Origin of the sequence: Pedobacter sp. GR22-6, assembly GCF_037402555.1 — a bacterium.
GTDB lineage: Bacteria > Bacteroidota > Bacteroidia > Sphingobacteriales > Sphingobacteriaceae > Pedobacter.
Window position 1 is genome coordinate 187,994 of sequence record NZ_JBBEUC010000007.1, and the last position, 13,825, is coordinate 201,818.

General features: G+C 37.5%; 11 protein-coding genes. 1 reads left to right on the plus strand and 10 read right to left on the minus strand.

Annotated features, from left to right (window positions below):
* Nucleotides 1-84: 84 nt before the first annotated feature.
* From WAE59_RS24745 to WAE59_RS24755, 3 genes are all read right to left on the minus strand, one after another.
* Entirely contained in the window at nucleotides 85-1,263 is a 1,179-nt protein-coding gene (locus tag WAE59_RS24745) for a FecR family protein (RefSeq protein ID WP_337858694.1), read from the minus strand.
* Nucleotides 1,264-1,465: 202 nt separating this feature from the next.
* Nucleotides 1,466-2,056, minus strand: coding sequence for an RNA polymerase sigma factor (locus tag WAE59_RS24750; RefSeq protein ID WP_337858695.1), 591 nt, complete (start codon nucleotides 2,054-2,056; stop codon nucleotides 1,466-1,468).
* Nucleotides 2,057-3,387: 1,331 nt separating this feature from the next.
* On the minus strand, nucleotides 3,388-4,764 hold the full coding sequence (locus WAE59_RS24755) for a S41 family peptidase (RefSeq protein WP_337858696.1): 1,377 nt from the start codon (nucleotides 4,762-4,764) through the stop codon (nucleotides 3,388-3,390).
* 303 nt (nucleotides 4,765-5,067) lie between these two features.
* Here WAE59_RS24755 and WAE59_RS25910 point away from each other — a divergent pair, with 303 nt between their 5' ends.
* Nucleotides 5,068-5,421 (plus strand): GtrA family protein, encoded by a 354-nt coding sequence (locus WAE59_RS25910; RefSeq protein WP_443147275.1) that lies wholly within the window; start codon nucleotides 5,068-5,070, stop codon nucleotides 5,419-5,421.
* Here WAE59_RS25910 and WAE59_RS24760 read toward each other — a convergent pair.
* The 7 genes from WAE59_RS24760 to lepB form a co-directional block, all read right to left on the minus strand.
* Entirely contained in the window at nucleotides 5,407-6,360 is a 954-nt protein-coding gene (locus tag WAE59_RS24760; RefSeq protein ID WP_337858697.1) for a glycosyltransferase family 2 protein, read from the minus strand. The genes WAE59_RS25910 and WAE59_RS24760 overlap by 15 nt on opposite strands.
* A 675-nt stretch (nucleotides 6,361-7,035) precedes the next feature.
* Entirely contained in the window at nucleotides 7,036-7,287 is a 252-nt protein-coding gene (locus WAE59_RS24765) for a hypothetical protein (RefSeq protein WP_337858698.1), read from the minus strand.
* Nucleotides 7,288-7,982: 695 nt separating this feature from the next.
* Nucleotides 7,983-8,825, minus strand: coding sequence for an AraC family transcriptional regulator (locus WAE59_RS24770; RefSeq protein ID WP_337858699.1), 843 nt, complete (start codon nucleotides 8,823-8,825; stop codon nucleotides 7,983-7,985).
* A gap of 111 nt (nucleotides 8,826-8,936) precedes the next feature.
* Entirely contained in the window at nucleotides 8,937-10,076 is a 1,140-nt protein-coding gene (locus WAE59_RS24775; RefSeq protein WP_337858700.1) for a glycosyltransferase family 2 protein, read from the minus strand.
* Nucleotides 10,077-10,080: 4 nt separating this feature from the next.
* Nucleotides 10,081-11,457: a hypothetical protein gene (locus tag WAE59_RS24780; RefSeq protein WP_337858701.1), complete on the minus strand. Its 1,377-nt coding sequence runs from the start codon at nucleotides 11,455-11,457 to the stop codon at nucleotides 10,081-10,083.
* Nucleotides 11,438-12,388 carry a hypothetical protein gene (locus WAE59_RS24785; RefSeq protein WP_337858702.1) on the minus strand — a complete coding sequence of 317 codons (951 nt, stop codon included), beginning with the start codon at nucleotides 12,386-12,388 and terminating at the stop codon, nucleotides 11,438-11,440. Before WAE59_RS24785 ends, WAE59_RS24780 begins: the two co-directional genes overlap by 20 nt.
* 389 nt (nucleotides 12,389-12,777) lie before the next feature.
* Nucleotides 12,778-13,800: a signal peptidase I gene (lepB, locus tag WAE59_RS24790; RefSeq protein ID WP_337858703.1), complete on the minus strand. Its 1,023-nt coding sequence runs from the start codon at nucleotides 13,798-13,800 to the stop codon at nucleotides 12,778-12,780.
* Nucleotides 13,801-13,825: the final 25 nt, after the last annotated feature.

Consider the following 13,825-nt stretch of genomic DNA (forward strand, 5'->3'; position numbering starts at 1 on the left):
ATTAAATCGTAGGCCAAACAGATTGAACGGGGGTAGGTCAGAGCACTCCCGTTTTTTTCGCTACCTACGCAATAGAAAGTATAGTTATGGCATGACAGTAACCCTCCTTCCTTCTACTTTAAAATGAACAGCCTGGGTAAAAGTTATCTTCTCGAGTATTTTAGAGATATTGTCATACCTGCTAATTGAGCCAGTGAATATCTCATCACTAAAATCTCCTTTGTAAATTACCTCCACATTATACCAGCGGGAAAGTTTTGTCATAATGCTCTCAATCGGCTCGCTGACAAACACAAATTTTCCGTTTTTCCAAGCCACTACCTGGTTTGCATTCACAGGAACGATGCTGAGCTGACTATTTTCAAGAATTGACTGTTCGTTAGGCTTCAGGATCATGTTGTTTACGCGAACAGAACCTTCTAATAAAGTTGTTTTAATAGTCTTGTCGTCAGGATAGCTACTAATATTAAAATGGGTTCCAAGCACTTTCACCTCCTGCCCCCTAGTCTTTACAATAAAGGGATGAGTAGTATCTTTTGACACCTCAAAATACGCTTCTCCACTAAGAGAGACGCTACGAAACCCATGTCCAGTTATGTCCGCTGCGTACGTCAGACTTGAAGCGGCATTTAGCCATACCTTCGTTCCATCGGATAATGTGACCTGATAGGTCCCGCCTCTTGGAGTAGTTATCGTTTGGATCTGCCTATTTGATAAATCCGAGTCCCCATCGGCCAACACATCAATTGCATCGCCGTCATTGTAAGTCACGTGATGTCCATCAACCAAAATACCACTTTCCGCTTCATTAAGGTTTATCTGTTTTCCATTTCCTAGTGTTAAAGTGGCTTTGTTACCCCCGGAAGCAATGTCATTTGAAAGAGTCAAATTACGAGGCGTACCTGAAGGGCGTTCATTCCTGGTATATATCCATATGCTCATAATGATCAAAGCCAACGCGGCAGCGGCCATGCTTATTAACGACCATATTTTAACTTTCTTACCAGCAGATTTAATGTCTGTATTTCCCTCGCTATGAACGAGATCTGAGATGATATTTTTAAAAAGCCTTTCACTTCTTGCTTCAGAAACAGGAAATCCAAGTGGCAGATTTTGCCAATCCTCATCCATAACTAAAGTTAAATCATCTACTGAATCATATTTCCTGATATAGCTTAAGAGCATGTCGTACTCTTCCCTGCTGATTTGATGATTAGCATATTTCCGAAGAAGGTTTTGAATGATGATATTTTCCGAATTCATTTTCCGCTTAGGCCAATTGAAGATGGCTTTCTAGATACATTACACCACAAAATGAAATAGGGAGTAGTGAAATACTAAAATATAAATGTTTTCTTGATAAATGTTATCCGACGATAGGCACATCAATCGAGAAAATTTGTTTCCTACTCAACGATATGCGTAGCCAGAGCAACATTTGATAAATGTGTTCCATAACTGACGATTACATTTTGCTCATAAACACAAAAAACAAACAGGACAAGCCGTAGGCCTCAAAATGAACACGTAATGTTTTGAGCGCTTCGGCACTGTGTTTTTTTACTGTTTCCTTTGAGATGTTCAGGCGTTCGGCTATTTCCTGTTGACTTAATCCCTCATACCTACTCATCCGAAAGACAAGTTGTTGTTGCTTTGATAATTTTTCAAGTCCTAATGCTGTAAAGGCTTCCAGCTCTGCCAAATTAAGAATATCCTCGGTGCTATGACTTATATCCTGATACCTGGCCCATAAATTTTCTGAGGCAGCATTGTATCTTGCTGCTTCACGTATACGGTTTAGACACAGTCGTTTACAGATTGTATAAAGATAGGCTCCTAAGGGCTGGTCTTCTTCAATTTTTTCCCGTGAGGTCCAAAGATTAATTAAGGCATCATGTACAGCTTCTTCTGATTGTTCGCGGCTGTTGAGGTAACGTAAACTAAAGTGATATAACTTTTTATGCCATATATCAAAAATGGCTCGGAATGCAGTCTCATTATTTTGCTTAAGCAAAACCACCAGTTGCTGATCGGTATATCCGCTATAAGCATTCATTATTACCATTCCTCCAATTAAAGTTATTCTTTTTCGCAAGTATATACAAATCCCGACAAAAATTAAAGTGCATGTGTCACCCTTCCTAAAAATCAGTTAAAATAGTAGAGTGAAAAAGTTGAAATTCAGCGAATCACACATTGTGTCAGTTTAAGTTCCTTCAGACATCCGATAGCATCAAAAATAATTATTAAGTACCGTTTATCAACATCAATTGCCATCAAAGAATACAAAACTACTTAGCACGGTCTGTGAAGTGATGGTCTAAAGGATATTAATAAATAGGAATTTTGAGTCCTGTCATATATTGCTACGATTGGACTGTTTGATCAGCTTCTGAAGTCTGTCGAATATTTTCCTGTGCGTTATCTTATCTGGCATCGGCAAAGCAGTTTTATACCAGTGACTGACATTTAGTGGTGGTCAGATGCGGAAATGGAGGAGGTAAAATGCGGAACGGAAATCCAGGCCAAAGCTGGGATTCGTATATATTTCCGTAATGATTTGTGCTGCTGATTGCCAGTTTTTAAAGAAATCTATAGTTATGCTTAAGAAAGAAATTAGAGATCGCAAACCCCAGTCTGATGACATCGATGTAAATAACATTCTCGACCTGGTTCTCCTTTCGGAAGAACTTTTTATTCCGCCCACTGATATAATGGATGCAGTTAATGTGGTTGGGCCTTCAAGATTTGAAGTAATTACTTATTTACAATCTGAACGGGGATTAAAGTTAAAGAGAGTGTCAGTACCAAAGCCGCTACTCCGGATTCTGGTTGATAATTGTTGAACGCTTATTCCCCAAGATTTTACGTAGGTGAAATGAGTTTAAGAGCATAGTCGCACCAAACAATCTATTTAACTGCTACGATAGCCCTGATCGAAAAATAGTCCGCAGCTTAGGCGCCGCGGAGCTATTCAAAAGTATGACTTTTTTAAGATTACAATGATGTCAAATGATGACAACTTTGATACTGGGCATTACCTAAAACACTGAAATTATCTGTTGATTTATCAACTTTATGCAATCTGCTATTTTCTGTAATGTATAAATAGCCATTATAGTAAGCCATGCCTTTGTTATTCATGGCAGTTCAAAGCGGGCTTCCCAGCAAAGTGATGCCACCATCTGCCGCATTCACTTTGTGAAGATAAGAGTTTTGAACAATGTAAATCCACCCATCAGCTGAACTTGCGATTGATCAATTGTGCAAAGAATACTATCTTGATTGTTTTGAACATCGTGATCTTATTCCAGCTAGGTAGTGATTGTGAAGTTTAGGTATTTCGAATCTTCGTAATCCGGTGGCATCACCGTGTCACGGCAGACACTAGTTCTTTTTCTTAGCTAAATCATTTAAAACCCAGTCTGATTCGAGGTCTCTACCTTGAATATAGTCATCGATTACATATCTAGTTAAAATATCCGGAATTACTCCTCGTCCTATGGGCTCCGAATTATCTAAGCTCTTGATTGGAACCTGGCCATAACTAAGACTCAAATTAGTATCTGCAAGATCGAGTGTTCTAAACAGTCCTCCAGTACAACCGTACCTCCCCCCACCACTTTCTTCACCAACAATTATGATGTTTGGATTTATGAGGTTTAAATTCGCGGCTAGAATTGCAGCAGCGGAGAAAGTTCCTCCGTTTATGAGTAAATAAATTTTACCCTTAAATGAGTTCTCAGCCGGATCGACCATAGTGGTTATGCCAAACTTCATACTCTCTGAAGGCGTTTTAGATTTATCGTTCAAAATAGCGCTAGGTACTTTTGCAAAATAGGTCGGTTTTGATATAAGGTAAGAGAACAGATTTGTCACACTCAATTGCTCCCCTCCCTTATTATTCCTCAAATCCAATACAAGAGCACCCACCTGTGAAACCTTAATTTGTTTAAACCACAGTGGAAAATTGAATGGAACATTCTTCTCAAAACTATTAAGTGTAAGTACTGCTAAATTCACATCTGGGACAATACGAAAATAGGGAGCGGGAAATGCATTCTGCAATACTCTGCCGGAGTTGCCGTTGATTTTACCAGCTCGGAGAATTTGTGTTCCCTCATTTGTCTTAACCTGGAATGTCAAAGTGTCCTGTCTGCCGAATGTATTTGCGTAAATATTTCCGAAAACGGCATTTAGTGTAAAATATTTAAAAGTCTCATTGAGTCCATCAGAACACAACCCGTTTATCATTCTACCTATGATCTCCTTGGCGGAAATGTCATTGATTGCGACTATCTCTGAACCTGGCTCTATTGTGTAATGACCTGGAAAATGAGTATTAAAAAAATATAACTTATTACCAATCACTCTATAATTGAATTGATCGACCGGGAGAACATCGTTGCCAAAATATGATGATGCATCTTGCTGAGAAACCTTACTCCCATTTAATGTCAAAGTCAGATGCCCATCTCCGATTTTCTGCAAAACCGTTAAAATTACATATCTAAACTGCATTCTGGTTAGTGGGCTTTTGATAGATTGCTTCAAACTATCTAATGAGGATTTAAGATTATTTTTAGATATAAAAAGATAGACGTTTGGATGATGGTTCTTCAAATCCTTGTGGATCTTGTCTATATCCTTATGCATCTGGCTAACCGGGACTTTACTTTCAAAAAGCAGTTTCGCCGATTGACCATTTGAATTCAGCGGCAACACAAATAGCCAAACTATTAATGCAAAATAGACGTTCTTCATATTTATAGAATTATTGAGCTAACCAATATAAACACAATTCCCGGTTTTTTATCATTGACCTGACATTTGTTGGACTGAACTTGTGCCTAGTTCTATGACGGGATTTTGGTACATTAGCTTATTATATTCCCTTGATCTATAGTCAGTAAGTATCGAGTGTGCATGCATATTAGTAGTAATTTTAAATAGGAGATGACAGTGAAAAAGTTAATCGGTAGTATTTTAGATTTGATGTACCCTTCGTTTAGGAAATTTCTACCTTTACATGTCTATAGATATCTATCAGTTGGGGCAATCTGCTTTATGATCAACCTAGCTACATTTAGCTTATCGCTGGAGTATTACCATATGCACGACATAGGAAACTCGTTATTTCCCGAATATTGGCTAGCCCTATTGACCTCACAAATTTTTAGTATAACCTCAGGATTCTACCTCTTCTTGAACTTTGTATTTATAACGTCGTCTTTGAAGACCTCTCATCAGTTTCTGAGATTTTTAGTCACAAACTTATTTGCACTGCTATTCTCTATGTTGAATTTAAAAATTATGATAGATTACTTTAATTGGGATACAAACATAGCTTACTTGATTTCAGTCGTAATTGTACAAACAGCAAACTATTTCGTACAATTAAATTTTTCATTTAAAAGATGATATTTCAGTAGAAAACTCCATATTGGTATTTCTTATAACGTAATCCGGCCGCTGCTTTGCCTGAATTAATAGTTTACCTATATATAATCCGATTATTCCTAAAATAAACAGTTGCAAACCTCCCAAGAAGGTGACGGTAACAATTAAAGATGCCCAGCCGGAAATTGTATGGCCTTGATAATAACGTACAATTGCATAAGTAATGAAGAGTAATGAAAGTCCTGAGAAAAAAAGTCCCATATATATAGCGATGTGCAAAGGCCGGGCACTGAAACTTGTTATGCCAGTGGCAGCCAAAGCTACCATCTTTCCTATCGAATAGTTTGTATGTCCTCTAAAACGTGGTCCATGACAATATTCGACTATGGCTCTATTGAATCCGGCCCAAGAAATGATTCCCCGTAAAAAGATATCTTTTTCCGGCAATTGCTTAATGATTTGAACTAACTTTCTGTCAAGAAGTCTAAAGTCTGGAGTATCCCTTTCGACAGGAACCTCGGACAGAAGGCTTAGAGCTTTGTAAAAAAACTTAGATGAGAATTTTTTGAAATATCCAGCGCCTTGATTTGCATTTTTTCGCTTGCAAAGCACAATCTCGTATCCTTCTTCCCATTTCTTCAGTAAAAGAAAAATCATCTCAGGAGGGTTTTGTAAATCAGCATCCATACATATCACGGCATCACCTCGAGAATAGTCGTAACCGGCTTTAAGCGCGCTTTGCTGCCCAAAGTTTCTTGACAAGTTGAGATAAAAAAAGTTGTTAAATACCGAGCTTAGGGCTTCTATCGTAGCCTGGCTATCATCCGAGCTGCCATCATTAATCACGATGATTTCAAGTTGATAGGGAATCTCCTTAAATACTTCGATTAATCGACTCGTAAGGATTTCTAAGTTTCCAGCTTCGTTAAATGCTGGTATTATTACTGAGATAAGGGTCATTCTATTTTATCAAAGTTACTGTAGATTTATTGTTGCGAACAATGGTTCAAGCATTTCCGGGACTGCCACACAAACTACAAAGCACGTTAAATAAAAACCGGGTTGAATATTACTGACGCGTTATGTAGTGTACTAATCGCACTGCATTATAAATATAAGTGTTAGGCATAAATAAACGGAGCTTAGATTTGGCCAAACCATCAAATAGGTAATTTTCATCAAGCATATGGATAATTCCAAGCAATGACTTTAAAAAAAGAGAAGCAATTTAGGACCTGTGTGTTGCTTAATAAATAGGTATATGAATAAATCACAAGTCAATTTTATCAAATTAATGGCCTTTTACAGTTGCGCCGTCTTCCTAATATACTTAGCCTTGTTAATTACACATGTGGTCTATGCGATTCCAAACAACGTGAACCTTTTAAATTGGGACTCGAATTGGTATAACTCGATCCGTAGCTTTGGCTATGAATATGTGGAAGCTGCTCAGTGTAATCTAGCTTTTTTCCCCCTATTCCCAACAATCTGGAATCTAACAAATCTTTCCCCAATAGGTATGGCGATATTCAATGGCTTAATATTTCAACTGTCATTTTATTTTCTATTGAGGAAAGAAAAATTCAACTTTTTATTTTTTTTGTTCATTCTCTGCACCCCGTCATTCATTTTTTTCTACCTGCCGTATTCGGAATCCATTTTTTTTCTATGCAGTACAATTGCCTTAAATGGCATGCGAAACAACTCCCCCAGCATAAAGCTCATTGGATTGTTTTTTGCCTCCACAGCAAGGTCCGTAAGTGTCATTTTCGTACCCGCTCTAATTATTTGCGAACTCGTTTTCTCCAGTTCAGCTGACAATTTCAAGACGCGTTCTTTAAGGACCGCAATCAGTTGTCTCGCCAGTCTTTGTGGACTATGTGTCACGATCGTTTTTCAAGGCCTGCAAACGGGCAAATGGCTATACTTCACATCCGTAATGAAATATTGGGATAGGACATGGATTTTTCCAAAATTCCCACTCACGACCAGTAATCCAACCAGTATCCTATGGTTAGATGCCTTGGCTTTTATGGTTGGAATTATAGCAATGGCTTTTTGCTTTAAATGGGTTTTTCAAACATTTATTAGCAATGAGGGCATATTTAAAGTGGAAGTGCCCCCGCACATTTTTTTTTCCGCTCTGTTCCTATCGGCTATTACAATTCTGGATGTATGCCTGACCAATACGCTGAACAACTCGACTAATATCTGGAGCCTGAACAGACATCTTAGCGCCACAGCGTTTTCCGTAACCTTCTTAGTATGGCTACAGAAATATCCTGTAAGCAATAAAGAAGGATTTGCTTTAGTTATACTTTTGGCTCTTGGGATCTATCTAACCGGTGTCTTTCAATATCCACTACAGACAATTTATTACCTGAGCTATGTTATTACATTTATATTATTTAAAATAAAAGTTCAACCTGCGAACTGGGTATTCTTAGTGACTATAACTTTGCAAATCACCCTACAGCTAACTACGTTGGAGGAATTTCTGTGGTACAGATGGGTTGGATAGAAACTCACCTAATAAAATGCTAAACTAATTTGGCGCCGCCTCTATAGATGGATTGATGGCCCTATTTTAATCGATGCTCGTTTAAATACTCAGTTGGGGATAGTCCTGTCACAATCTTGAATACTCTATTAAAATTAGTGACGCTATTGAATCCAACTCGGTATGCAGTTTCTGAAATTGACAGAACGTGACCATTTGAGATGATCTCCTTGCAGGCCATGGTTATACGAGTTGTGTTAAGATATGTTATAAACTGACAACCGCATTGCTGCTTAAAAAATCTGCAAAATGCATTCGGTGTCATATTTGCAACACTGGCAACCGTTACTAGATTTATGTTTTTACCTATATTTTGCCGAACGAAAGCCAGCACTTTTTCCAAACGCCTATTCTCATTATTTTGTGCTGAGGCAAATGGCTGAAACTGTTCAAGAGCCTCACTGTTACTCAAAACACTGACTAATTGAAAAAACTTGAATAAAAGGTCGGGACCTGAAGTTCCGTTAAGTTGATCAAATAGAAGAGGAAAATGGGTGGACTGATTTTTCTTTAAAATAAATCCAAATGAGTACTTTTTAAAAAATGCTTTCAATTCAAAGAGCTCAGGGATATCAAGCAACATTTTAATATAATCGGGTATAAAACTCACAGCGATCGCCTCTGATGGATGATCGCTTTCATTGGGTGGGATGAAAACGTAATGTACGTTTGACCCGATGAATATAAGATCTCCCTTTTGGTAGGGAGTTATAATATTTCCAATGAATAAAGTTCCTGCGCCACTTACGATGTAAATAAATTGTGCCGTCGTAGAAACTGATGTGGACTGGTTTTGATGGGTAAAATATAAACTCTCGAGAGCGATGCTTCTAGGTTTGGAATCTGTAGGGACAAATTGTATCATAATAAGAGTGTTAACGAAAGCAATATAACGATTTAGTTAGACAATACGAATACGAACGGGGAATAAAATTCACAAATTGGGTTATTGGGTATTATTTTACACACTCTGAAACTATCTATTTATTCTCAACATACTAGCAAAGAAACTATTGAAAATTACCTGGATTCCTAACATTAACAGTGTAATTGACGGAATAATTATACGCAGCATCCTAGAAGGGCTTAGGTCACCAAAAGATCGGTCTGTCCATTGGCTAATTGCATATATTGACAATATGATACCAAACCCTATAATCACAACACCAACGATCAATGCGCGTTCCAGCGAATATGAAGTATATAGACCGAATATACCCGGAGATGCGTATTTTTGTTGTTTTCTATTTGCATATATGGTCGAAAAACAGTAGAATGAAATCATTTGGAAACCGGTCAGGATTAAAAACGAAGAATACAACATTGTATGCACATCAAAAGTTATGAAACCCAAATGGAATGGTTGTGGAAGCAATATTATAGAAACAACCATTCCAACAGTCGAAAAAAATATTCCTGGATATAAAAACAACCACGCTGGGCAGTATAATAACAAAAATCTCAGATGCCTCCACCCGTCGTTCCAAGTCTGCAAATGCGGTGACCTAGACCTACCATCCTGATAAAGCTTGATGGAAATTTCAGATATTTTGTGATTATTTAGGGATGATTTCACCACCATTTCAGATGCAAACTCCATCCCAGTTGTAGACAATTGTATATCAAGCATAGATTGACGATTGAAACCCCGAAAACCACAATGAAAATCGCCAATTTTCACCTTAAAAAAAACCTTCCCAATTGTAGACAAGACTGGATTTCCTAGATATTTATGCAGAAATGGCATTGCATTTTTTTCGATTCCACCTAAAAATCTGTTTCCCATAACTAAATCATCACCTTCTCTAAGTTTTAAAACAAATTTATAAAAGTCATTAAAATCGTAACTATCGTCTGAATCGGCCATAATAATAAACTTCCCTCGAGCATTCTCAATTCCAGACCTTAATGCACTACCATATCCTTTCTCCTCCACCGAAATCACCCGAGCTCCGAGCTGTTCAGCTATCTTGATAGAATTGTCTGTACTTCCGTTGTCAGAGACTAATATCTCTGCATCCAGATTGTTAATTTTGATAGTATTAAGTGCTTTCATAATACAGGTACCTAAAGTAGCTTCTTCGTTTAGGCAAGGCATGAGAATGGTTAATTCCATATTTCTATTTGGTTAGGGTGAATAACTTAGAGTGTATGCTTCTTGCTCGGCTGTTAAGATTCATAAAAAGGAACAAGGGCAGTGGTAATATCCATGCTACACGAGCTTGATATCGAGGAAAAACTCCTGAAAGAGAGCCACAAAGGGCAGCATTGACTATCAAGACAACACAAAAATAAATGAGGAGATATCGTTGGGCAATTGGAAGAGGGAAATATAATAGAGATAAAATATTTAAACTGAAGCAGAATCCAAAAATCACAATCTGGGAATAATTCACGAATCCAATATTTAAATTTCCATGATATTGGGAGGACTTTTCATGATCAGGAATGTCCCTAGGAAACATGGTCTTAACAGCCTGAATAACATACTCCCCATGTTGAACGTTATCTGACATATCGTTATTAAATATTTGCTTAATACTATAAATAGATGACTTATATATCACCTTAATGAAAAATTTTGAGAAAATTATTTTCCTATTTATAACAGAATACTCATCAATATTTTCTTCCCAGCCCTTACCTTTATTGATTGGACTTTTAGAATCCCATAAGAAATTGTTTGGAAGTGAATCTTTGTATTTGCAGATGCTATACTTTTCCAATGGACAGGCGTGATCTAAGTATTCATCCATTATCCCCATCTCAACGAGATTGCTAAAAAGAAAAGCGTCCCCACCCCTAGGACCCTTGGAATACCCCGTATAAAAATACTGTACCCCAATCAAAAATATATTTCCGACAAAAATTGTCAGCAACAGCACAAGAAGTTTTGCGGATTGAATCTGAAGTTTTGCGTAGTCTCTTCGGACTGATTTAAATACTTTAAGGCAAATAAAAATCAGTATGCAAGCTAGGAAAATATAAAAGTGGGAATTATGCATTCCCACAGAAAGGACGATAGAGCCATGCGCTATGATACTATCGAACCGATTCATCTTTGGTGTGAAAAGTATGAGTCCAACGCATAACGCACATATCGAAGAAAAAAAATCGGGCATTATCCAGGATGCTTCGAAAGATAGACTTGTAAAGAGAGAAGCAAAAGCGACAAAGGAAAGATATCTTGCTCCAAGTCCCTTCGGTGGACTTAAATATTTAAAATATAAAAAAATAATGAAAGACATGGCAAATGACTGAAAAATAACAATGAACCACAAAGAATACATGCGACCAATAAAAAAAATGAAAACTGCGTAAAGTATTGGCCTATCTGGGAGATTTTCACTCCTAAGACCTTGAAAAATATACACGGCACTGTCATGATTAAAAAATAGAGGATATCCGTTGTAGATTGCCATAAAGGATGTGATAAGCATGGCTGAGAGAATAAATCCTATCCTCGAGGCTAAATTTCTAATTCTCTGAGATGTCATGACAAGTAGGATTTTTTCTAGTTACTAGAGAAGCCGTTACTCTCTTTAAAAAGTTGCTCCTGGAAAACTGTATCAAGTATGGAATGATTATCAGCCAACATATTTGATTATTCAGACTCACTATTTCGCCATCCGCCAAAGAAGTAAAAAAGCTCTGCATAAAATATGCGAGATATGAAAACAGAAAGACTGCGCCAATTTCAGTTTTCAATTTCGTTAACAGCATAACGAGACCGGCCAAACAACTCCCACCGAGCATGATCAGTTGCATATAACTTAAGTATCTTAAATCTAACCAATTTTGTAACTGCCTGGTGATTAGGTATTCTCTTGACTCCCAATTAAACCAATGATAAATAGATTTAAAACTCTGGGAGTTGTGGTATGGAATGGGATATAGCTCAATTGGGATATTTAATGACTGTTTACCGAAATTCTTGAGTATCGCTTTTATAAGTGTATAGTTGAAGCCTTTTTCGGAACGCATTTGATCTATGGCCGCACTTAATAGCAAAACGTCGCTATGTGAGTACCCGCTCTTGATTTCAGGTTTACCGGACAATGTTATTTTTAAACCGTTTTTATTATTATCATGTTTGTTCATGGAATTTACATAGCCGGTTAACAGACCGCTATTCGTGAAAAATTCAATCTTTCTGACTTTCCAGTTTTCATCTTTAGTCCAATTCCGGTGTTCCCTCTGGTAATAAGAAAGTAGTATGACGCTGCCGATAGCAGCGAGAACAATCTTTTTTAAACGATTTTGTCTGGCGTTGCTGACCTTAAATTTATCACGTCTAAACAAATTCAAAATTGACCTTGAAAACATTAGAGAAATAACACAGATACCAGTGCCACTGTCAATAAGTACGCTGATCAACAAGATAATCACAGTAATCCAGTAGTCCTTCCCCCGCAGGTCATCAGCCATGAAAAGTAAACCAGCGGAGAGTATGCCAATGCCTTTGAAGATACCTGGATCTATCGTAGAGGCGACAACAGAACAGCTCATGCAAAAGCTGACTACAAAAACGCAGAATACATAAATAATGTTTCGGGTTGAATCTATTGAAAAATACTTGAACCAGTAATATATTAATAATGACACAAGTGCCGATTGGGTTAATATCACTGGCCATAATGACCTGCCCCAACTCGAATGGGCGATGAAATAGCTATATATGTCCGAGAAATTTTGCTTCGAAAAACCCCCGTTTATATACTCCCCCGACTCCATTGTTAACAATGGGAACTTGTTATAAAATGCAATCATCGAAATCAATATTGTACAATAAGCTATTAGAATTTTTGTCTTATACATCAGTGAACAGTTTGGATAAATTGAGTAATACCACCATTAGAAATCGCTTCTCGTAAACTCCATGGAATCCGCAAACGCATTCGGACCTTTCCAAGGATTTCCTTTTCCGGCAGGAATCCCCAATACCTCGAATCAACAGAAATCCCACGATTATCTCCCATTACAAAAAAATAATCACCCTTGAATTTATATCTGACGATCGGCTTCTTATCTATAAACACTCCAGTTTCATTGACAATCAAATTATTATGCTCGTGGATACGGATTATATCTGCATAAAGGTTGATGTTATCGAGATTAAGTGGCACCGAGATACCTTTTTTAGGGATAATAATTGGCCCATAATTTTCATTAGTGTAGTTGTAGTTTACGCTAAATGGAAAGAGATAAGGGGAAAATGAACCTTTAGGGAAGTCTTGTCTTTCCATCTTGTATATCAATTTAGATTTTTTCAATGAATCTGCTTGGCGTTCGGTGATAGTAACTAACGAATGCTTAAGATCACCTTCTATAATTCTCTCGCTGTCAATGTTGAAAACACGAGTAATCTCCTTGGTAGAATAGTTATTAGTAGTGTAAATGGTGTATTTATGCAAAGCATCGGCTGGCGGAGTCTGAAGCACCGAATTTACATACGTTTGAGCATGGATAACTGCAATAGTATCGCCAGGCAATCCGATGCACCTTTTTAAAAGATATTCTCCACTACCTCCGCGTTGAAAAACAACAACATCTCCCATCTTAATATCCATAATGGACAACACCCGAACAGAGTTCCACTTTGTTTTCGATGCCCACGAGTGAATGCCCAAAAAATAACAAAAGGCTCCTAGAAAAGGAATCTCTATTGGCCTAGAAGGAATCCTTATTCCGTAAGATAGCTTATCAACAACTACAATATCTCCCTTAAGTAATGTCCCCGACATGCTTCCCGACTTCACAGAGTAGAAACCCAATACGAATATTCGCATCAAAAGGGCAGCTATGGCTATATATACTATTGTGGAGTATCGTTTTAACATTAGTGCATTTTCTTTGAATTAACTT

What these genes read in the sequence shown, in the direction of transcription:
- WAE59_RS24745 (WP_337858694.1), bottom strand. Translation starts at nt 1,263, where the DNA reads ATGAATTCGGAAAATATCATCATTCAAAACCTTCTTCGGAAATATGCT.
- WAE59_RS24750 (WP_337858695.1), bottom strand. Translation starts at nt 2,056, where the DNA reads ATGAATGCTTATAGCGGATATACCGATCAGCAACTGGTGGTTTTGCTT.
- WAE59_RS24755 (WP_337858696.1), bottom strand. Translation starts at nt 4,764, where the DNA reads ATGAAGAACGTCTATTTTGCATTAATAGTTTGGCTATTTGTGTTGCCG.
- WAE59_RS25910 (WP_443147275.1), top strand. Translation starts at nt 5,068, where the DNA reads ATGATCAACCTAGCTACATTTAGCTTATCGCTGGAGTATTACCATATG.
- WAE59_RS24760 (WP_337858697.1), bottom strand. Translation starts at nt 6,360, where the DNA reads ATGACCCTTATCTCAGTAATAATACCAGCATTTAACGAAGCTGGAAAC.
- WAE59_RS24770 (WP_337858699.1), bottom strand. Translation starts at nt 8,825, where the DNA reads ATGATACAATTTGTCCCTACAGATTCCAAACCTAGAAGCATCGCTCTC.
- WAE59_RS24775 (WP_337858700.1), bottom strand. Translation starts at nt 10,076, where the DNA reads ATGGAATTAACCATTCTCATGCCTTGCCTAAACGAAGAAGCTACTTTA.
- WAE59_RS24780 (WP_337858701.1), bottom strand. Translation starts at nt 11,457, where the DNA reads ATGACATCTCAGAGAATTAGAAATTTAGCCTCGAGGATAGGATTTATT.
- WAE59_RS24785 (WP_337858702.1), bottom strand. Translation starts at nt 12,388, where the DNA reads ATGGCTGATGACCTGCGGGGGAAGGACTACTGGATTACTGTGATTATC.
- lepB (WP_337858703.1), bottom strand. Translation starts at nt 13,800, where the DNA reads ATGTTAAAACGATACTCCACAATAGTATATATAGCCATAGCTGCCCTT.